Origin of the sequence: Nitrobacter sp. (assembly GCF_047149785.1) — a bacterium.
Classification (GTDB): Bacteria; Pseudomonadota; Alphaproteobacteria; order Rhizobiales; family Xanthobacteraceae; genus Nitrobacter.
Genome location: NZ_BAAGBE010000001.1, coordinates 264211 through 283908, shown reverse-complemented (window position 1 = coordinate 283908; position 19698 = coordinate 264211). Strand labels below are relative to the sequence as shown.

Here is a 19698-nt window from a genome sequence, read left to right as displayed (position 1 = left end):
CTATTGCATGAACGGGCGATATCTTGAGCCGACATAAAAATTATCGATTCCGAACGAAGCAGGCCGCCCTCGGGATATCCGATAGCGCGCGAAACAGTGGAGATACGAAGTAATGCGTCGTCTGGCGTCACTCCGGCGCGCGCGGACAATCCCGCGAGCTGTCATAGGCCTGACGACCGCACTGGCCGTGGTCGTGATGGCTGCGGTCGTCCTGGGGATCGATCGCGGCAGCGCCACCCGCAATCCAGCGCTGGACAGCGAAATCAAGCGGGCTGACGGAAAGTTGCATCTTACGGCATCGCAATGGGGCACCCTGACGGTGAAGCCCGTCGAGCAGCATGCATTCCGTTCCGAATTCCGCACCGAAGGAAAGATCGCAATCGATCAGAACCTGTCAACCCGCGTCTTCGCGCCATATGCGGGCCGGGTGACAAAATTGATGGCTGCGCCCGGCGACCACGTTCAGAAAGGACAGCTTCTCTTTGTGATTGCGGCGGCGGACTCCGTCGATGCCCAGAAGGATTTCCTTGTCGCCCTGACAAGCCGGAACAAGGCGGCTTCCCAGGTCAATCTCGCGCAGATCGTCGAACGACGGATGTCGAACCTGGCGAAGGACAAGGCAGCGTCGCAGCGAGAATGGCAGGAAGCCCAGGCCAATCTTACGGCCGCGGAGAATGATTCCCGTTCAGCGGAAATCGCCCTCGAGGCCGCGCGCAACCGATTGCGGCTGGTCGGAAAAACCGACGCGGAAATCGATGCTTTCGAGAAAACGGGCACGCTCACGCCGGATGCTCCGGTGTACGCGCCGCTGGCCGGCACCGTTTTGCAACGCAAGGTCGGCCCCGGACAATATGTCAGCGCCGGAGCTGGCGATAGCGATCCGGCGTTCCTGGTCGGGGATACGTCGAAAGTCTGGGTCGTGGCTTATGTCCGCGAGGCCGACGTCGCCAAGGTGCGAATTGGCGAACGTCTGACTTTCAAGGTCATGACCCGGCCCGACCATGTATTCGAGACGCGGATCGACTACGTCGCGCCAAGCATCGATCCGGACAGTCGAAGGCTTCTGGTCCGCGCCAGCATCGACAACGCGGACGGGCTGCTTAAACCCGAGATGTTTGCGAGCGTCACGGTCGTCACCAGCGAGGGCGCGCCGACGCCCGCCGCGCCTCTCGAGGCGGTGATCTATGAGGGAAGCATCGCCCGGGTCTGGGTCGTCGGCGACGACCAATCCGTCGAATTGCGTCAAATCAGGCTCGGACAATCGGACGGCCGGCTCATCCAGGTGCTGGACGGACTCCGTCCTGGCGAGAAGATCGTCACGCGCGGCAGCCTGTTCATTGACCGGATGACTTCCAGCCAGGGCTGATGAAGACGGATAACTCGCAATGATCCATCTGATCGTCGCGTTCGCGCTGAGGCAGCGTATTCTCATGCTGGTCATGTTCATCATGACCCTCGCCGGCGGCATCGTGGCATTCAGGGTGCTGAATATCGAAGCCTATCCAGATCCCGTTCCCCCGATGGTGGATGTGATCACTCAAAGCGCGGGGCTCTCGGCCGAAGAGATCGAACGCTACATCACGATTCCGATCGAAACGCAGCTCTCCGGCGTGCCGAACCTCCATGTGATGCGAACCATCTCCCTTTACGGGCTGTCTGACGTCAAGCTGCAATTCACCTATATCTATACCTATGAAGAGGCGCTCCAGCAGGTTCTCAATCGCCTCTCGCAACTCTCCGGATTGCCGGATGGGGTCCAGCCCACGATCAGCCCGGTCAGTCCGATCGGTGAGATCTATCGTTACAGGCTGGTCGGTCCGCCGGGCTACAGCGTACTCGACCTGAAGACGCTTCAGGACTGGGTTCTGCAGCGCCGCTTCCGCGCCGTTCCCGGCATCGTGGATGTCGTCGGCTGGGGCGGGAAGACAAAAACCTTCGAATTGCAGGTCGATCTCGACAAGCTCATCGCACACGGCCTGACGCTGCCGCAATTGCTGCAGACGTTGCGGAACAGCAACCTGAACGTCGGCGGCAACATCGTCAATCTCGGCACGCAGTCGGCCGTCGTGCGAGGCGTCGGGCTGATCCGCTCGATCGACGACATCAACAATACGATGCTGACGCAGGTCGGCGGCAATCCGGTACTGGTGCGCGACGTCGCGACAGTCATCATCGGGCATCAGCCGCGGCTCGGCATCGCCGGCCAGGACAACGACGACGATATCGTCGAGGGCATCGTTCTGATGCGCCGCGGTCAGCAAAGCACCCCGACCATCGAGCGGGTGAAGGCCGAGGTCGAGCGCATCAATACCTCCGGCATCCTGCCGCCCGGCGTTCGGATTGAGCGCATCTATGATCGTCAGGACCTTATCGATATTACGACGCATACCGTCTTGCACAACATGATGGCCGGCATCCTGCTGATCTTCGTGTTGCAGTGGCTGTTCCTCGGCAACTTGCGAAGCGCGTTGATCGTGGGCGCGACGATTCCGTTCGCGCTGTTCTTCGCCATCGGGATCATGGTCCTGCGCGGCGAATCCGCCAACCTGTTGTCGGTCGGGGCGATCGACTTCGGCCTGATCGTCGATGCGACAGTCATCATGGTGGAGCGAATATTCAGGCAGCTCGGGCATGATGCTTCCGTTCCATCGCCCGCAAGCGGCGAATCATCCGGGTTCGGCGGAAGGCTCCTCGCCATTTATACCGCCGCTACCAGCGTCAATCGCTCGATCCTGTTTGCGACCGGAATCATCATCGCCGGGTTCATTCCGTTGTTCACCATGAGCGGGGTCGAAGGACACATCTTTGGCCCGATGGCAAAAACATATGCGTACGCCATCGCAGGAGGTCTGCTCGCGACGTTCACGGTGTCCCCCGCACTCAGCGCGATCCTGCTGCCGGAGCATGTGGAGGAAACGGAGACACGGCTGGTGCGCACCCTGCATCGGCTCTATAGCCCGGTTCTGCGGCTTGCCGTCGCGAACAGGAAGACGACGGCCATTCTCGCGCTGGCGGTGTTCATTCTGGCCAGCGTCGCGATGCGCTTTTTGGGGCTTGAGTTCCTTCCCAAGTTGGAGGAGGGCAACCTGTGGATACGCGCGACCATGCCGGCCACGATCTCGCTTCAGGAAGGGAATGGTTACGCAAACCGGATGCGCAAGGTGATCCGGAGTTTCCCGGAAGTTGAGACGGTGGTCAGCCAGCATGGGCGGCCCGATGACGGAACGGATGCCGCCGGCTCTTTCAACGTCGAGTTCTTCACGCCGCTGAAACCCATCGACCAGTGGCGACCCGGACTCGACAAGGAAAAGCTGACCGAACAAATCCAGGCGCGGCTCGAGAGTGAATTTCCGGGAATCGAATTCAATTTCTCGCAGTATCTGCAGGACAACGTTGCCGAGCAGATATCGGGCGTCAAAGGCGAGAACTCGATCAAGGTGTTCGGCAACGATCTGCAGGAACTGACAGACACGGCCGACAAGATCAAGGCGGTGCTGGCGACCGTTCCGGGCATAACGGACCTGGGAGTCTTCGCATCGCTCGGCCAGCCGACAATACAGATCGATATCGACCGTGAGCGGGCCGCGCGCTACGGGTTGTCGCCGGGCGACATCAATTCGGTGATCCGGACTGCCGTGGGCGGCGAATCTGCGGGCGATGTCTACGAGCCGGGCAGCGATCGCCATTTTCCGATCGTCGTGCGGCTCGCTCCGCAATATCGCCAGAGCGCGGAGGCGATCAGCAAACTGACGATCGGAGCCTCCGGCCCGAAAGGAATTACGCAGATCCCGTTGAGCGAGGTCGCGCGTATCCAACTCGTGACAGGCCCTTCATACATCTATCGGGAGCAGCAGCAGCGCTACCTGCCGATCAAGTTCAGTGTTCGCGACCGCGATCTCGGCAGCACCATCAAGGAGGCCCAGCAGCGGATCGCGCGGGAAGTGCGGTTGCCGGTCGGAACGCATCTGGAGTGGGTCGGCGAGTTCCGCAACCTGCAGGAGGCGATCGGGCGACTGCAGATCGTCGTCCCGTTCAGTCTCGCCATTATCGGACTGCTGTTGTGGATCAATTTCACATCGGTGCGCGATATGCTGCTTGCGCTGAGCGTCATTCCCATGGCCGTGATCGGCGGCATCTTCGCGCTGTTCGTGACCCGGATTCCGTTCAGCGTCTCGGCAGCCATCGGCTTCATCGCACTGTTCGGCATTTCCGTGATGAACGGCATCCTGATCCTGTCGCAATACAACCAGCTCATCGAGTCGGGCCTGCAGCGGATCGACGCGATCGTGCAGGCAGGCGAAGCCCAAATGCGCCCGGTCCTGATGACGTGCGTCATTGCGGGAATCGGTCTGCTGCCGGCCGCGATGTCCACCGGGATCGGATCGCAGGTGCAGAAGCCGCTTGCTGTCGTGGTGGTCGGCGGCATGATGGTCGCCCCGCTTGTCATCCTCGTCGTGCTGCCCGCGCTCATCGCACTGTTTTCCCACCGAAAAGCGGTCGCGACGGCTGCCGAATCGGCGCTCGAACCGGCAGAATAGAAAAATCGGCTCCCGGTGGGCGATCGTAGAAAAGGACAAGTGGTGCGGGGAGGCTGGCAGAAAGCATTGGCGTCCGGTTGCTGGGAAAGCGCTCAGGCGCGTTCCCATGCGCGTCTCTCACATGAGCGTCTCCTGGTCTTGTCTGGATTGCTTGTCGTCTCGCAGGCGCTGTCAGGTTGCGCAGTCGGGCCTGATTTCAAACCTCAGCCTCCACCGGCGACGACAAAATATCTTTCCGGTCCGGCTGAGGATCGCGTGCCGGGGCACCCGATGGTGCACGACGCGGAAATCCCTCCCCAGTGGTGGGAGTTGTTTCGCTCTCCCGCGCTGAACCGCATCGTGGAAGATGGTCTCGCGCACAATTCGGACCTCGCTGCCGCGGAAGCCGCAGTCAGAGTGGCGCAAGCCAATGCGCTGGCTCAACGTGGCGCGCTTTTCCCCAGCATCGCGGGAGGTTTCGACGCGACGCGTCAGCGGGTGGCGGTCGATCTATCGTCTCCTCTCGAGTCCGGCGCCAACATCTTCGACTTGCACACTGGCCAGGTGACCGTTTCCTATATCGCGGACGTATGGGGCGGGACGCGCCGCATGGTCGAGTCCGCGGACGCCCAAGCCGAAATGCGCGCGTTTCAGCGTGAGGGGGTCTATCTGACGCTGGCAAGCAACATTGCGCTCGCTGCTATCGAGGAAGGCCGGCTGCGTGGGCAGATTGCGGCAACCCACCGAGTCCTTGGCCTGCAGTCCGAAGTCTTGAGGCTATTGAAGCAGCAACAGGAGCAAGGACAAATCGCCCTGACCGACGTTGCCGCGCAGGAAACCGCGGTATCGCAAACCAGGCTTCTGTTGCCGCCGCTCGAAAAACAGCTCGCGCAACAGCGTCACCTGTTGACGTTTTTGACCGGGCGCCTGTCAAGCGACGCTCCAGGAGAGACGTTCAGTCTGGGTTCATTCCGGATGCCGCGCCGTCTTCCCCTCAGTCTTCCGGCTGATCTCGTGAGGCAGCGTCCGGATATTCGCGCCGCCGAGGCCAATCTCCATTCCACCAATGCAATGATAGGAGTCGCGATCGCCAATCGTTTGCCGCAGATTACCCTGACCGGCAATGTCGGCGCGGCAGCCGCCCGGTTCGCGGACCTGGCCACACCGGGAGCCGGGCTCTGGATGATAGCGGGAAGCGCGGCGCAAACGATTTTCGACGCGGGGGCGTTGGCCAACAAGCAGGTTGCCGCAGAAGAAGAAGCCAAGGAGTCTCTCGCTCAATATCGCAGTACGGTTCTTGCAGCATTTCAGAACGTCGCAGACGTGCTGCGAGCCCTTCAGGCCGGCACGCGCGCGATCAGCGCCGCAACGGACGCAGAGCGATCCGCATCCGAGAGCATGTCGCTGGTGCGCAAACAGGTGGATCAGGGACAGATCAGCGTTCCACTCCTTCTGGCCGCACAGCAGGCGTACCTGCAGACATCCCTTGCGCACCTCGATGCCGAGGCCTCGCAATTGGCCAACACGGTCGCGCTGTTTCAGGCTCTTGGGGGTGGGTGGTGGAACAGAGATGATCACCGGACTTAGAGCCTTTCCGCTTCCGATGGGATCAGAAGCGGAGCTCGTTTTTGATTTGACGCGTTTTCTTGACGCGAACCGGTAGCCACTTCGCTCGAAAGCGCTCTATGCAGCGGCGCATTCCATTCGCGATGCAACGATCTTCTCTATGCTGATTGCGATGGTCACCATAGAACTGCTCCCCGCAACGCTGAGGATTCAAGGCAGAACGGAACCTACCTTGTCCTCACGCGCGCGGAGAGCCACAGAAAGCTCTGGCGAGCAACCACTAATCCGCAGAGCGCGAACTTGAACTCATGCTCATGCGTCCGCGGGGCTGCCTACCATTCCAGCTTCTCCATCTTACGCACGACGACATGGGTGTCGCGCGTCATGATTCCGGTCGGTCCCCAGTAGTTCCAGCCGTAAGTGAACTGGGCATAGCCACCGGCCAGGAACAGCGGGTTGATGCGGATACGCGTCAGACTGTTGTGCCCGCCGCCACGCCACTTACGCTCCTGCGACTTCGGAATGTAAATCGTGCGCTCGACCGCGTGGTAGTACATGCAGGTGCCGGGCTGAATTCGCCGGCTCACGTTGGCACGCGTCACGACCACACCGTTGTCGTTGTAGACCTCGACCCAGTCGTTATCCTCGATACCCACCTTCTCGGCATCCCTGTCATTGATCCAGCAAGGATCCATGCCGCGAGACAGCATCAACATGCGGTGGTTGTCTTTGTAGGTGGAGTGAATGTTCCACTTCCCGTGCGGCGTCAGGTAGTTCAGCACCAGAGAGCGGTCATCCACCCGGCTCTTCACGATATCGCCGGTCTTGCGCGGGTTCAGCCGCGGCTTGTAGGTCGGGATGTGCTCGCCGAAGTCGAGATACCACTGATGATCGAGGTACAGCGACTGCCGACCGGTCAATGTCCGCCAAGGTATCAGGCGCTCGACGTTAATACACCACGCAGAATAGGCGCGACCGTCGTTGATCATACCCGTCCAGCAGGGGCTCGTCAGCAGACGCCTCGGCTGACGCGTCAGATCGTAGAACGTGCAAGAGACACCCCTGGTTGGCTCAGCCAAGTCGGCAAGCGGAAGGCCGACGTGATGCTCTTCGTTAAGGAAGCCTTGATAGGAAACCTCACCATTCGACTCCGGCGCGCACATCAGCACCGTGTTGCACGCATCGAGCACGTCCTCAAGGCTCGGATACCGCTTGCCGCCCCACTCCACACACCGCATATGCCTTGCATCCGGCATCGGCATGACGGGGTTGTCGAGCATCCGGTCGTACTGTTTCTTGATCGGAATCTGCACGCCGACAAAAGAGACACCATCCTCCCGCGCCTTCGGTCCGAACGAGATGAACTTGTTGTACAAGTTCGCATAGTCGCGCTCGACCACCCGCACGTGCGGGAAGGTCTTGCCCGGCACCAGCTTGCACTCGCCCTCGGCCCAGTCGAGAATCTCCGGCTGCGCCAGTTCGTCGGGGGTATCGTGCATGAGCGGCTGAAGGACTATGTCACGCACCGGCTTGGAGAACGCCAGCGGAGACAGCTCGCTGACCTTCTTGGCGATCAGCTTGAAGATCTCCCAGTCCGTCTTGGACTCCCACACCGGCGGAACCGCCTGCCCCAATACGTGCAGGAACGAGTGCAGGTCCGTCGTGTTGAGGTCGTTCTTCTCGTACCAGAACGCCGTCGGCAATATGATGTCGGAGTAGAGTCCCGTCGTGTTCATCCGGAAGTTGATGTCGATCACCAGATCATACTTCCCGCGCGGGGCCGTCTCGTGATACTTGACCGCCGTCGTCTTGCCTTTGGCACGCTCTTCCGCAATGATGTTGTCGTGCGCACCGAGGTAGTGACGCAGGAAGAACTCGTGCCCCTTGGCGCTCGACTGCATCGCGTTGCCGCGCCAGATGAACCACACGCGCGGCCAGTTCTCCGCGGCATCGGGATCTTCGATCGCGAGATTCAACTTCCTGCTCGCGACCTGATCCGCGACGTACGTCTCAATATCTGCCGCCGTCTTCGCACCGGCTCGCTCGGCTTCAGTCACGACATCGAGCGGGTTACGGCAGTTGAAGTTCGGCGTAAACGGCATCCAGCCGCAACGAATCGACTTCGCCTCGAGGTCCATCGCATGACCCTTGGCCCAGCGCGGATTCGGCGCCGTCAAACCGTATTCGGTAAACTCCGCCTCGTAGCGCCACTGGCAGCTATGGGCATAATGCCAGGTCGACGACTGCACGACGCGCGGCGGCTTGGACCAGTCGAGAGCCAGAGCCACTGAAGCCCATGGCGCAACCGGCGCGAGCTTTTCCTGGCCGACGTAGTGGTTGATGCCGCCGCCGTTGACGCCGCAGCAGCCGCATAGGATCAAGGCGACCGTCGCCGACCGGTAACAGAGGTTGTTGTAGTAGAAGTGGTTGGCGCTGGCGCCCACGATCACCATGGACTTGCCGTTCGTGAACTCTGCGTTGGTCGCAAACTCACGGGCAAACCTGATCGCGGTTTCGCGGCCGATGCCGGTGTGACGCTCCTGCCATGCCGGCGTGTAAGGCGCGTCCTCGTCATCGTAGCTGGTCGCAAACGAGCCTTCCAGCCCGCGGCTGTGACCGAACTGCGACATCATGATGTCGAAGCCGGTGGCGACAAGCACCTCGCCCTTGTCGGTCGCGATGCGCTTCACCGGCACGCCGCGCGAGACGACGCGACCGTTCGCGAAGTCGTCGAACCCGACCTGCACCACGCCATCGGAATGATCGATGAAGCTCAGCACCGGATCGATCGGACTGTTGTCCAGCGTATCCTCCGGAGACAGGTTCCACTTGCCGTGCGTCGAGCCCCAGCGGTCGCCGACCTGCCCCTTGAACGCACGCGGCTCGCCGCTCTTCTCGTCGATGACGAGCATCTTCCAGTCGCCGTTCTCGACGTCCTGGTAGCGCGCGACGCGCTTGGCACGCAACAAACGCCCGGTCTTGTAGGTATTCCCGTTGGGCTCCAGCTCCACCAGGAACGGAAGGTCGGTGTAGCGCTTGACGTAATCGATGAAGTAGGGAACCTGGCGGTCGATATAATACTCCTTGAGGATGACGTGATTGGCCGCCATCCACAGCGCCGTGTCCTGGCCCGCCTGGATCGGAATCCACTCGTCGCAGTATTTTGCGATCTGGCTGAAGTCCGGCGAGAGAACGACGAACTTGGTTCCCTCGGTGCGGGCTTCCGCGATGAAGTGCACGTCCGGCGTACGCGTCATGTTCATGTTCGACGCCATCGAAACGATGAACTTCGAGTTGTACCAGTCGGCGCTTTCGCACACGTCGGTCTGGTCGCCCCAGATTTCCGGGAACGAGGTCGGCAGGTCGGCGTACCAGTCGTAGAAGCTCATCAACCCGCCGCCGAAGAGCGACAAAAAGCGCGTGCCGGCCGCGAACGACAGCATCGACATCGCCGGGATCGGCGAGAAGCCCATCACCCGGTCCGGTCCGTGCTTGCGCGCGGTATACAAGCAAGCCGCGGCGATCAGTTCGCTCAGCTCTTCCCACTTGGCGCGGCGGTAACCGCCCTTGCCGCGCGCCTTCTGCATGCGCAGGCGCTTCTGTTCGTCTCCGACGATCGAAGCCCAGGCCTGCACCGGGTCCGGATGCGAGGCTTTCGCTTCCTTCCACATGTCGTAAAGCGGACCGCGGACGTACGGATACTTGATCCTGATCGGGCTGTAGACGTACCAGGAGGCGGAGATGCCGCGCTGGCAGCCACGAGGCTCGTAAGGCGGCAGACTGCGCTCGAGGAGCGGGTAGTCCGTCTGCTGCATCTCCCAGGTGATGATACCGTCCTTGACGTAGATCGCCCAGGAGCAGCCACCGGTGCAGTTCACGCCATGCGTGCTGCGGAAGACGTTATCGTGGGACCAGCGGTTGCGGTAGAACTCTTCCCACTTGCGCTCTCGGGGATTAACGAGGTCCAGTATCCAGCTCATCAACGTCTCCTCGGTGTGTTCGTCCGGCCGCGAGGCCTGTCGTCACTCACGTTTCGTCACTCAGTTTCTTTAACCTGCGTCTTGAACCTGCCTATCCAGCCGTCGGCGCACGTAACCCGTAAAATCAGCCGCCATAGTACGGGAGCCGTATTTCGTCTTTCGTCCGGTCGCAGGTTCTCATCCAGCCGTTAGATCGATACCGCTCATCGCGCCTTTCCTTACTCCAACGGAATACCCTTCGCCGGGAGGTGCTATTCCTCCCGTCGTTTACCGCGCACAGAATTAATCGCGGCGAGAGTCTGCCTGCTCATTCGCAGACAGACAAAAATCCACCAACCTGGTGGGCTCGGGTAAACACTCCCATCGCGGATCAACACCGCAGTAGGAGTCATCACCTTGCGGCGGTTTGGAGAGACTCCATCCCAGATGATTTTCTAACATAGACTGGAGTTCTCGGTTTTTGCAACGGCGCGACCCATGCGTGACGCGACCATCTCCTCTGTGCTAATCGCGACGGTCGTCATCGAGCCGCTCCGCGCAACGCCGAGGATTAACGCTGAGAATTAAAGGCAGAGACTGGAATCTCCCTTTAATCACAGACAGGCTTGCCTTCACGACAGCATGATCGATCGTGTGCCGAAAGCCGACTGCAAGCTAACCTACGAGGTCGAGTTTCACGCCGACAAAAGCCAGTGCGATGCCACCGGCAGACAGACACAGTCCCCACGCGAGCGGAGAGCCATAGAAGGTTTTGGCGAGCAAAGCCCCCAATCCGCCGAGCGCGATGATTGTGATCGCCAGGCCAAGCCATGGCGGAGACGTCAACCAGGCGCAAAGAATAAGTGGGAAAAGCGCGCCCGCCAAACTGAAGCCTCCTGCCAGCAGGGCCTTGTAGAGCGATTCGAAAAACACGCTTCGGCCAAGGCTGGTGGCGGCGAGCTTACCGTGCGCCATGAAATTCAATTCCCGCTCATGTCGCACCAGTTCGACGCGGAGCTGCGCATAGTGCGCGACAAAAAATACGAAAATAGTCGTTGCGCCGGCAGCTACGCTGATGCGCAGGGCGAGGCTTACCATTGCGCCCTCACCTGCGGTGTGTATCAAGCGCCCGGCCGCCAACGTCAGTGCATTCAAGATCCCGTCAATCAGTCCGGCGACGATGTCGAGACGGTTGTTCGGGTGGAAAACAAAATCAAATGCCTTCATCGGACACGGGGGATCCGTGGAATGATGCGTTCGCCGACCGCGATCTCGTCCAGGCTATGGACGACGGCGCCGGTTGTTTCGATCGCCCGCGTGATTTCATCGTAATTCATGTTGTCGCCCTCGATCGACACGTTCATGCCAACGGTTTCGATGTCGATTTCCTCGACCGTGATGTTCACGGCCTCGACTCCCGTGCATCTGTCGAGTGCGGCCGCAATTTCGAGCAGTGATGGCCGGGCAACGGCCTTGTCGACGTCAAGGAGCAACTGGCGAATGTTCATTCCGTCTCACCTCGCCTCTTGGGGCGCTCCCTCAAAAATGCCAGACTGCAACCATGCAAAAATAAAAGCGGTCGCTCCAAATGACACAAGCAAAGAGTAGGCAACCGGACTTAAAGGCGCGCGCGCCCGATTGCGTTTTCTGCGCCTTGCGGGATGGCGCCGATGTCGTCATGCGAAACGAGTTGACCTTCGCGGTCCGCGACACGACGCCGGTGACACGCCTGCACACCCTGGTTCTTCCCTATCGCCATGCCGCGACATATTTCGACTTGACGGAATCGGAGCTGACCGCAGCCAATGAGTTGCTGAGACAACTTCGATCCGAGATCATGAAGGCCGACCCCCTGGTGAGGGGTTTCAACGTCGGCGCGAATGTCGGCTTGGTTTCCGGTCAGACCATATTTCACTGCCATGTCCATCTCATTCCGCGTCGCGAGGGCGACGTCCCTGATCCTCTTGGCGGCGTACGCGCGGTCATTCCCGAGAAAATGCGCTACTAAGTCGCTGCGAAGCTCCTGTGACCCTTGACAATCGGGAGAGGGAAGGCCAGCCTCGTACATGGCGATGGAGTTCGCCTTTTAACCGCCCTCGGGGCTGATGACTCCTGTCGAGCCAATTCAGGCAGACGGGAGTTATGCGCCTTGCTCAGACGATCCCCTCAAACAAGCCGTCGGTCAATAGCTGTCGAATTGACCTTCCCTGTGTCGGGAGGTCGTTCGTGACGGCGCGCGACGTCCTCCTTCAAATCTCCCAGGTACTCGCCACACTATTGCTCGCGCCGCTATTACAGGGCGTGATCCTGCAGTTTCAGGAGCGGGTCCAGCGCAGCCAGGGCCCGGGAATCTTTCAACCCTATCGCGATCTCCGGAAGCTGTTTCACAAACAGATCGTCGCGCCCAACACCGCGTCATGGCTGTACTGGGCGGCGCCGATCGTCGCGTTCACCACGACGCTGACCGTTCCCATTCTGATCCCCGTTCTCACCAACTTTCCGCTTCCGCTCTCCGACATGGGAGACATCCTCGGCGGCGGCCTGATCCTGACGCTTGGATCATTCATGATCACGCTCGCGGGTCTCGACACGCGCAGCGCCTATGGCGGCATCGGCTCCAGCCGCTCGGTCATGGTCACCATCCTTGCCGAGCCGACGCTCATCCTGGTCTTCGTCGGCATCACGCTGCTGGCGAAATCGATGCTGCCGTTCGTGGTCAACCATCTTCTCGTCGCGCAGCCGTGGATTTATTGGGGCCCGACCCATCTGTTTCTGGTCGCGGCGTTCTTCGTGTTGATCCTGGTCGAGACGGATCGGCTCCCGATCCATTCCAGCACGCATATCGAAGTCTACATGATCGAAGAGGCGAGAATTCTCGAATATTCGGGCCCGATGCTCGCGATCCTTCGATGGGCATCGATGATGAAGCAATTCGTCCTCTATACGATCTTCTGCAACGTACTGTTGTTTCCCTGGGCGCTCTCCGTCCAGGGGACGGCGATCGGAGTCGCCGGATCTGTCGGCGCCCTCGCGATCAAATTCCTCCTGGTCGCCTGCGTCGTCGTGCTCGTCGAAACCGTACAGTCCCGGCTGCGCTTCTACCGATACCAGGAACCCCTCGCAGCGTCCTTCATGCTGGCGATCCTTGCGATCGTCGGCACCCAACTGAGCTAGCCCCATGCTTGCGGCACATCTCGATCCCCTGCCCGCCTCGCTGTTCAGCCTCCTGGCGATCGGCAGCCTGTTATTGTCTTTCGTGATGCTCGGTTCGCGATGGCTCCGCCACTATCTCTTCGCCTTTGCCGCGCAGTCATGGCTTATCGCCATTCTTTCGGCCGCGGTCGGCTACTACGGAAACTACGACGAACTCTATATCGTCGCGATCCTGACGGCGGCGTTCCGGGGCCTGCTGCTTCCCTACCTCATCCTGCGCATCATCAGGCGTCTGGAAGCACACCGCGAGGTTCACGTTATCCTGCAGGCCAGTTCCAGCCTGGTGATCGGCGCATTCGCGGTCGTTTTCGCGTTGGCCGTCTCCTATCGCATCGGCGCAGCCCTGGGTCTTGCGGGAACGATCGTCGTGCTCGCACTGACCGTGATGCTTTCGATGAAACTCATCGGTTTCCTCATGCTTTCGGTCCGGCATGAAGCGATCAGCCAGATTCTCGGTTTGCTGGTACTTGAGAACGGCGTCTTTCTCGGAGCGCAAATTCTCGTTCCCGGCATGCCTCTCCTGCTCGAAATCGTCATCCTGTTTGACCTGCTCATCGTCGTCGCCTGCTTCGGGGTCCTGGTGCAGTACCTTTTGACTCACGTCGGCACGACCAGTTCCCTGCAACTCAAACGGCTGGTGGGATGACGATGAACGCGGTTGGCGCTTTTGCCCTGGCACTCGCCGCAGCGCCGGCCGTCGCTATCGTCCTGATGGTGATCGTACACCGGCCGCGCGTGGCCGAAGCCTTGAATCTTATTGCCAGCGCCATCTCACTCGTTTCTGTTCTTGCGATCCTGCTTCTTGCGCGCGACACGAAGGCGCTGTTCTGGGGCGGCTACGTCGTCATCGACGGTCTTGGCACCTGGTCGATTCTATGCGCCGCCGTCGTCTACTTTCTCGCTTCGATTTACGCGATCGGCTACATGCGGCTGCTCGGCGATGAGAGCCGGCTCTATCGCTTCTACGCCATGTTCGCGGGCTTTGCCTTGAGCACGCTTGTCGGCCCGATGATGAACAATGCGGGCCTCTACTGGATTGCGATCGAGCTCACGACCTTGATCAGCACATTCCTGGTCGCGTTCGAACGCGAGGCCGAAAGCATCGAGGCGGCCTGGAAATATATCATCGTCGTGTCGGCCGGCATCAGCCTGGCGCTGCTCGGGACCGTGTTGTTCTACTGGAGCGGCACGTTCGTTCTCGGACCGAGCTACGATATGACCTGGGAAACCCTTCAGCAGGTCGCGCCGCGCCTTAATCCGCCCTTGGTCTCGCTGGCTTTTCTCCTGGTCCTGATCGGCTATGGCACGAAGGTCGGCCTCGCGCCGATGCACACATGGCTGCCGGACGCGCACAGCGAAGGCCCGGCTCCCGTTTCGGCGTTGTTGTCGGGAGCCCTTCTCAACACCGCGATGGTCGGCATCGTCCGATATCTTGTCATCGCCGACGCGGCCGGGATCGGGTCGCTGGCGCATGGAACGCTTCTCGCGCTCGGCGCCTTCTCGTTGCTGGTCGCGGCGCTGTTCATCGTTCGACAGAAAGGCGTCAAGCGGTTGATGGCCTATTCCAGCGTTGAGCACATGGGCGTCATCGCGCTGGGGTTCGGCTTTGGCGGATCTCTCGGCATCGCCGGCGCGCTTTATCACATGCTGAACCACTCGCTGAACAAGTCCGCGATGTTCTTCGGCGCGGGAAGCGTCATGCGCGCATACGGAACAAAACGGATTCCGGCAATTCGTGGGGTCCTTCGCAACCTGCCGATGCTCGGCGGATTGTGGCTGGCAGGCGCGGTGGCGATCACCGGAGCACCGCCATTCGCGCTGTTTCTCAGCGAGTTGTCCATCATTCGCGCAGGGCTTGCGGACGCGAACTATGTCCTCGTCGCGATGCTGGCCATTCTGCTCATCGTCATCTTCGTCGGCTTTCTCAATCACTTCAAGGCAATGTATTTCGATAACGGCACGGTGCCCGCGAGGAAAGTGCCGCCGGTCAGCACCTGGTGTGTGGTGCCGATGTGGCTCGCGCTCGTCCCCCTGCTGATCATGGGACTGTGGTGGCCGCAGACGCTTTGGGATCACTTCCAGACCATTGCGCATGCCCTGACCCTGGCATCGCCGGCGGAGGTCGCGCGATGAACGGGATGCGGATCAAATCCCTGGCAGCGGACGGGCTCCATGCGGCCGCGCAGGCGCTGCATAAATCCGGTGGCCGCGTTCAGTTCGCCTATGCGTGGTCGCCGCGCGGATCGGAAACCGAAGTCCGCTATGTCTGCGCAGTTCCGGATCAGCGGGATTTCGAAGTGTGGAGAGTCACGGGACGCACGCTTCCGAGCCTTGCCCCTGTCGTGCCGCTGCTCGGCTGGTACGAGCGCGAAATGATGGATCTGCAAAAGGTGGAATTCCAGGGGCACCCTGAACCCCACCCGTTGATCCTTCGCGATGGAGACTCGACCCAGATCAATGGCGGCGGTCTCAAATCGTATCCGCCGACGAACGGCCATGCGCATCTGCCGGCGATCGAAACAGGCGATGTCCAGCAATTGCCATTCGGACCGATCCGCGCGGACGTCGTGGAGTCCGCCGAATTCACGTTTTTCTATATCGGGGAACGCATCATCTACTATCAGCCGCGGCTTTTCTTCAAACACCGCGGGATGGAATCCTGCTTCGAGGGACAGCGGCCGGATCACGCCGTCGTCATAGCCGAACGGGTCTCCGGTGTCGGCACGCTGGCGCATGCGCTGGCCTATTGCGAGGCGATCGAACGCGCCGCCGAATGCACCGTTCCAGCCCGTGCAAAGGCGTTGCGGGTTCTGCTTGCGGAATTGGAGCGGATTTACAACCATCTCCACTATCTCGGCCATCTCTGCCACACGACGACGCTCAAGGTCGGCGAAGCGCAAGGCAAGCTGCTGGAGGAAAAGGCCAAGCAGTTGATCGCCCGCCTGACCGGCAGCCGCTTCTTGCGAAGCCTGTTGACGCCGGGCGGACTCCGGCGGGATCTGGCGCCTGATAAATGGTTCGGTGCATCGCTCGAGACTCTGCGCCAGGAGTTCGTCGCCTATGTCGAACGTCTGGAGGCGTCGGAGAGCCATCTTGACCGGCTCATCACGACCGGACCGTTGTCGGAGCGAATTGCCTTCGACCAGGGCGCGACGGGACCGATCGAGCGGGCCTCCGGTCTCGATCGAGACCTTCGACGCGACCATCCCTATGCACAATATGCAGAGTTGCCGCTCACGGTAAGCTCTTTGAAAGAGGGCGACGCTTACGCACGCGAGCGCGTCCGCATGGCGGAAGTGGAGGCATCGTTCATACTCTGCCAGCGTGTCCTGCTTCTGTTGGAGCCCGGACCTATACGAACCGAATGCGTGCCGCCCCCGCTGTCGCAGGGACTGGGCTGGGCCGAAGATCCGCGCGGCTCCTTGTTCTATGCCGTCCATATCGGCAGCGACGGACGTCTTGCCCGCGTGAAGATCAAGTCGCCGTCGTTCTCCAACTGGCGAGCCTTCCCTTTCACTGTGCACGACACGAACATGATGGACTACGCAATCAACGAGGCGAGCTTCGGCCTGACCATCGCCGGCTGCGACCGATAGGAGGCATCCATGGCGCTGTGGACGTTGTTTGGATTGACGAGCGGAAAAGCAACCACGCCGTGGCCAAAAGATGGGGCAAGCGACGGGCAGGACGGCGTCCTCGGCATGCCGCGCTACAATCCGTCTCTGTGTCAGGAGGGTTGCGAGGAATGCGCGGCCGTATGCCCGACCCATGCCATTCAACTCCAGGACGGCGGCCTTTCCGTTGACTACGGACGCTGCGTGGTCTGCCAACTCTGCACCGAGGCGTGCCCGAGCGGCGCGATGGAGCCGTCGCACGATTGGGCATTCGGCGCCCGCGATCGGGCAGATCTCGTCTGGTCAAACGATCGCATGAACCATCCGGCTGCAAACCGAACTGAACGAAAGGCATTTCGCCGAAGCCTGCATATCCGTCATGTCGACGCCGGATCATGCAACGGCTGTGAGTCCGAACTTCAGGCACTCAACAATCCATTTTACAATCTGCATCGACTGGGGATCTTCTTTACGCCATCACCGCGATTTGCCGATCTTCTGCTGGTGACCGGGCCGGTCACCCGAGCGATGTTCGAACCGCTCCGGGCCGCCTACGAGGCGATGCCGGAGCCTCGCTGGGTCATGGCGGTCGGAACCTGCGCGGTGTCGGGAGGAATCCCCGGAGGCAATTACGCATGCGGCACCGGATTAGAGGGTGTCCTTCCGGTTGACCTCTATCTTCCGGGTTGCCCGCCGAACCCGTCCGCGATCATGCAGGCACTGTTGATGTTCCTTGATCGCGCTCCCCAACGCGTGCGAGGGGGACAGATCAGTGGCTAGTCAACTTTTGCTGCTTTGCGCGATCCTCTGGCTGGCCGGAGCGATTGCCGGCTTGAGCGGTTTTATCACAATTGGCCGCATCCTGCTGGCGCTCGGCACCGCGATCGGCGTTCTGCCGACGATCATCGGCTTGCCTGCTGCAACCCGCGCATTCGTCCTCCCCGGTCAAATCATGGGCGAGGCGGTTGCCTTCCGCCTCGACCCGGAAGCACTCTGGCTTATGGGCTTCGGTCTGGTTCCGGCCGGCTTTGCCTGCGCTTTGATGTCGCCCTCCGAACGCGGCTCTCAAGGCTGGATTTTCGGCGCCGCTATCAGCCTTCTTGGCGCGCTCGGCGTTTTCGGTCTCCAGAATGGGGCAGCACTGATCGTCGCATGGGAGCTGATGAGTCTCGGCGGCGCCGTGATGATACTGTCGGAGAACTTCGACCCGTCACGGGGGCGGACCGTCCTGTTCATGCTGGCGCTCCTCGAAGTTGGCGCGGTGGCGTTGGTCCTCGCTATCGCGATTTTGGGGTTGCACGCCTCCTCGCTCGGTTTTGGGCCATTCATCCATGGGGCAAGCACGCTATCCTATGCAGTGGTAATTGGCATTGGCCTCCTTCTCCTGATCGGGTTCGGCGCCAAGCTCGGCCTGTTACCGTTCTATGAGTGGTTTCCAGGTGCTTACGGGTCGGGCAGCGGCGCATCGGGAGCAATTCTCTCGGGCGTCGTGTTGAACGCTGCATTTTTCGCTCTGTCGCGATCGCTGATGGAATGGCTGCCGGTCGGGCCGGACGGCGGGTTTCCGATACTCGCCGTGATCGTGATCGTCGTGGCGACAGTCAGTGCAATTCTGACCATCCTCTATGCCTTCCAACAGGACGACTGGCGTTGTCTCCTCAGTTTTTCGTCTGCTGAAAACGCCTCGATCGCGGTTGCGGCGCTCGGCGCATCGATGCTCTTTCGCAGCTATCAGCTCCTGGACCTGGCCGGGCTTGCCTGGACGGTTGCGCTGCTGCATCTCGCCGGGCACGCGCTGGCCAAGGGCACGCTGTTTATCGCCGCCGATGGCCTGCGTCGCGCCAACGGCAATTACGCAATCGCCTATAGCGGCGCCGGAAGTCATTGGCTGTTCGGCGCCGGTGCTGTCCTGGCCGCGATGAGTCTCGCCGCCATGCCTCCGGTCGCCGGATTCGTCAGCGAATGGTACGTCTTCCAGACCGTTTTTCAGGGTTTCAGTCTTCCCTATCTCGGCGGCCGTCTGACGCTCGCGCTGACCGGCGCGGGGCTGGCCCTCACCGCGGCGATCGCGTTCGCGACCTTCGTGAAGGTCATCGGCCTTGGCGTGCTGGGGCGGGATGCGAAGCGACCCGCACCTATTCAGAGCACCTACTCAATCTCGGTTGGTCTGATGGGCCTTGCCGTCCTCGCACTCGGCGTCGGCATGCCGCTCTGGCTTCCGGCTCTAGGTGGCGCGACATCGCGGCTGTTCGGCAGCGTCGTGACAAATCTCATGCATGACGGGCCGATACTTGTCCCCTTGACAGCAAAGTTCGCGTTTATCTCGCCCAGTCTCCTGATTGTCGTCATGCCGCTATTGGCGCTGATTCCGATCGCCTTTATTGTCCTGAGCCGGCGCCGGCCGATCCGCCGGACGCCGGTCTGGTACGGCGGCCTTGCACCCGATCCCATCCGCGCCTCCACCACGGCCCTGACGTTTTCCAATGCAATGCGCACCTTCTACAGTTTCGTCTATCGGCCAACGGCCGATACCGCGCAGGACGGGGATGCCCAGGGATATTTTGTCAGGAAGCTCGTATTCGAGCACGACGTCGCACCGGTCTTCGGGCCATTGCTCTTTCAGCCGGCGGTGCGGGCCGTCCAGGCTCTGGCGCGTAAGCTGCGGCTGCTGCAATCTGGCCACTTGAACTTCTACCTTGGCCTGATCGGGATTCTCCTGGTGCTCATCCTCGGGTTGACGCTGGTCTGATTTTTGTTTTGACGCGTTTTCTTCACGCGAACCGGTATCCACTTCGCTGGAAAACGCTCTGGCTTTGCAGAGGCTAACGA

At 60.8% G+C, this 19698-nt stretch carries 13 protein-coding genes and 2 riboswitches; of the genes, 10 read left to right on the top strand and 3 right to left on the bottom strand.

Translation table 11 applies throughout. The features are described from left to right. The first annotated feature begins 112 nt into the window (after positions 1 to 112). The 3 genes from ACMDCM_RS01260 to ACMDCM_RS01250 are packed head-to-tail and all read left to right on the top strand — an operon-like array spanning position 113 to position 6104. The gene (locus tag ACMDCM_RS01260; protein ID WP_412771867.1) at positions 113 to 1366 is read left to right on the top strand and encodes an efflux RND transporter periplasmic adaptor subunit; all 1254 of its coding nucleotides are present in this window, start codon (positions 113 to 115) and stop codon (positions 1364 to 1366) included. Between the two features lie 19 nt (positions 1367 to 1385). Then, positions 1386 to 4538 (top strand): efflux RND transporter permease subunit, encoded by a 3153-nt coding sequence (locus ACMDCM_RS01255; protein ID WP_412771866.1) that lies wholly within the window; start codon positions 1386 to 1388, stop codon positions 4536 to 4538. A gap of 15 nt (positions 4539 to 4553) precedes the next feature. Then, the gene (locus ACMDCM_RS01250; protein ID WP_412771865.1) at positions 4554 to 6104 is read left to right on the top strand and encodes an efflux transporter outer membrane subunit; all 1551 of its coding nucleotides are present in this window, start codon (positions 4554 to 4556) and stop codon (positions 6102 to 6104) included. A gap of 311 nt (positions 6105 to 6415) precedes the next feature. Here the strand turns inward: ACMDCM_RS01250 and ACMDCM_RS01245 are convergent, their stop codons facing one another. The 3 genes from ACMDCM_RS01245 to ACMDCM_RS01235 form a co-directional block, all read right to left on the bottom strand. Further along, the gene (locus ACMDCM_RS01245) at positions 6416 to 10063 is read right to left on the bottom strand and encodes a nitrate reductase subunit alpha (protein ID WP_412771864.1); all 3648 of its coding nucleotides are present in this window, start codon (positions 10061 to 10063) and stop codon (positions 6416 to 6418) included. Between the two features lie 375 nt (positions 10064 to 10438). Then, positions 10439 to 10497, bottom strand: a riboswitch (Fluoride riboswitch). A 220-nt stretch (positions 10498 to 10717) separates the two neighbouring features. Continuing rightward, positions 10718 to 11269 (bottom strand): hypothetical protein, encoded by a 552-nt coding sequence (locus tag ACMDCM_RS01240; RefSeq protein ID WP_412771863.1) that lies wholly within the window; start codon positions 11267 to 11269, stop codon positions 10718 to 10720. Continuing rightward, positions 11266 to 11550, bottom strand: coding sequence for a DUF211 domain-containing protein (locus ACMDCM_RS01235; RefSeq protein WP_412771862.1), 285 nt, complete (start codon positions 11548 to 11550; stop codon positions 11266 to 11268). The genes ACMDCM_RS01240 and ACMDCM_RS01235 overlap by 4 nt, the downstream gene beginning before the upstream one ends. Before the next feature lie 80 nt (positions 11551 to 11630). Here ACMDCM_RS01235 and ACMDCM_RS01230 point away from each other — a divergent pair, with 80 nt between their 5' ends. The 7 genes from ACMDCM_RS01230 to ACMDCM_RS01200 all read left to right on the top strand — a co-directional run bounded on the left by ACMDCM_RS01230 (position 11631) and on the right by ACMDCM_RS01200 (position 19618). Further along, positions 11631 to 12050, top strand: a complete 420-nt coding sequence (locus ACMDCM_RS01230) for an HIT family protein (protein WP_412771861.1) — start codon at positions 11631 to 11633, stop codon at positions 12048 to 12050. 51 nt (positions 12051 to 12101) lie between these two features. After that, positions 12102 to 12164, top strand: a riboswitch (Fluoride riboswitch). 104 nt (positions 12165 to 12268) lie between these two features. After that, the gene (locus ACMDCM_RS01225; RefSeq protein WP_412771860.1) at positions 12269 to 13216 is read left to right on the top strand and encodes a respiratory chain complex I subunit 1 family protein; all 948 of its coding nucleotides are present in this window, start codon (positions 12269 to 12271) and stop codon (positions 13214 to 13216) included. Between the two features lie 4 nt (positions 13217 to 13220). Then, complete coding sequence (locus tag ACMDCM_RS01220) at positions 13221 to 13901, top strand: hypothetical protein (protein ID WP_412771859.1); 681 nt, start codon at positions 13221 to 13223, stop codon at positions 13899 to 13901. Further along, positions 13898 to 15388, top strand: a complete 1491-nt coding sequence (locus tag ACMDCM_RS01215) for a proton-conducting transporter transmembrane domain-containing protein (protein ID WP_412771858.1) — start codon at positions 13898 to 13900, stop codon at positions 15386 to 15388. Before ACMDCM_RS01220 ends, ACMDCM_RS01215 begins: the two co-directional genes overlap by 4 nt. A 5-nt stretch (positions 15389 to 15393) precedes the next feature. Next, entirely contained in the window at positions 15394 to 16851 is a 1458-nt protein-coding gene (locus ACMDCM_RS01210; RefSeq protein WP_412771857.1) for an NADH-quinone oxidoreductase subunit D-related protein, read from the top strand. 9 nt (positions 16852 to 16860) lie between these two features. Continuing rightward, a complete protein-coding gene (nuoB, locus tag ACMDCM_RS01205) occupies positions 16861 to 17649 on the top strand; it encodes an NADH-quinone oxidoreductase subunit NuoB (protein ID WP_412771856.1) in 789 nt (262 codons plus the stop codon). Continuing rightward, positions 17642 to 19618, top strand: coding sequence for a proton-conducting transporter transmembrane domain-containing protein (locus ACMDCM_RS01200; protein ID WP_412771855.1), 1977 nt, complete (start codon positions 17642 to 17644; stop codon positions 19616 to 19618). The genes nuoB and ACMDCM_RS01200 overlap by 8 nt, the downstream gene beginning before the upstream one ends. The last annotated feature ends 80 nt before the right edge of the window (positions 19619 to 19698 follow it).

Bases quoted from the DNA above. Each gene is read 5' to 3' on its own strand.
- ACMDCM_RS01260 (WP_412771867.1), top strand. From the start codon at position 113: ATGCGTCGTCTGGCGTCACTCCGGCGCGCGCGGACAATCCCGCGAGCT.
- ACMDCM_RS01215 (WP_412771858.1), top strand. From the start codon at position 13,898: ATGACGATGAACGCGGTTGGCGCTTTTGCCCTGGCACTCGCCGCAGCG.
- ACMDCM_RS01235 (WP_412771862.1), bottom strand. From the start codon at position 11,550: ATGAACATTCGCCAGTTGCTCCTTGACGTCGACAAGGCCGTTGCCCGG.
- nuoB (WP_412771856.1), top strand. From the start codon at position 16,861: ATGGCGCTGTGGACGTTGTTTGGATTGACGAGCGGAAAAGCAACCACG.
- ACMDCM_RS01255 (WP_412771866.1), top strand. From the start codon at position 1,386: ATGATCCATCTGATCGTCGCGTTCGCGCTGAGGCAGCGTATTCTCATG.
- ACMDCM_RS01240 (WP_412771863.1), bottom strand. From the start codon at position 11,269: ATGAAGGCATTTGATTTTGTTTTCCACCCGAACAACCGTCTCGACATC.
- ACMDCM_RS01210 (WP_412771857.1), top strand. From the start codon at position 15,394: ATGCGGATCAAATCCCTGGCAGCGGACGGGCTCCATGCGGCCGCGCAG.
- ACMDCM_RS01245 (WP_412771864.1), bottom strand. From the start codon at position 10,063: ATGAGCTGGATACTGGACCTCGTTAATCCCCGAGAGCGCAAGTGGGAA.
- ACMDCM_RS01230 (WP_412771861.1), top strand. From the start codon at position 11,631: ATGACACAAGCAAAGAGTAGGCAACCGGACTTAAAGGCGCGCGCGCCC.
- ACMDCM_RS01220 (WP_412771859.1), top strand. From the start codon at position 13,221: ATGCTTGCGGCACATCTCGATCCCCTGCCCGCCTCGCTGTTCAGCCTC.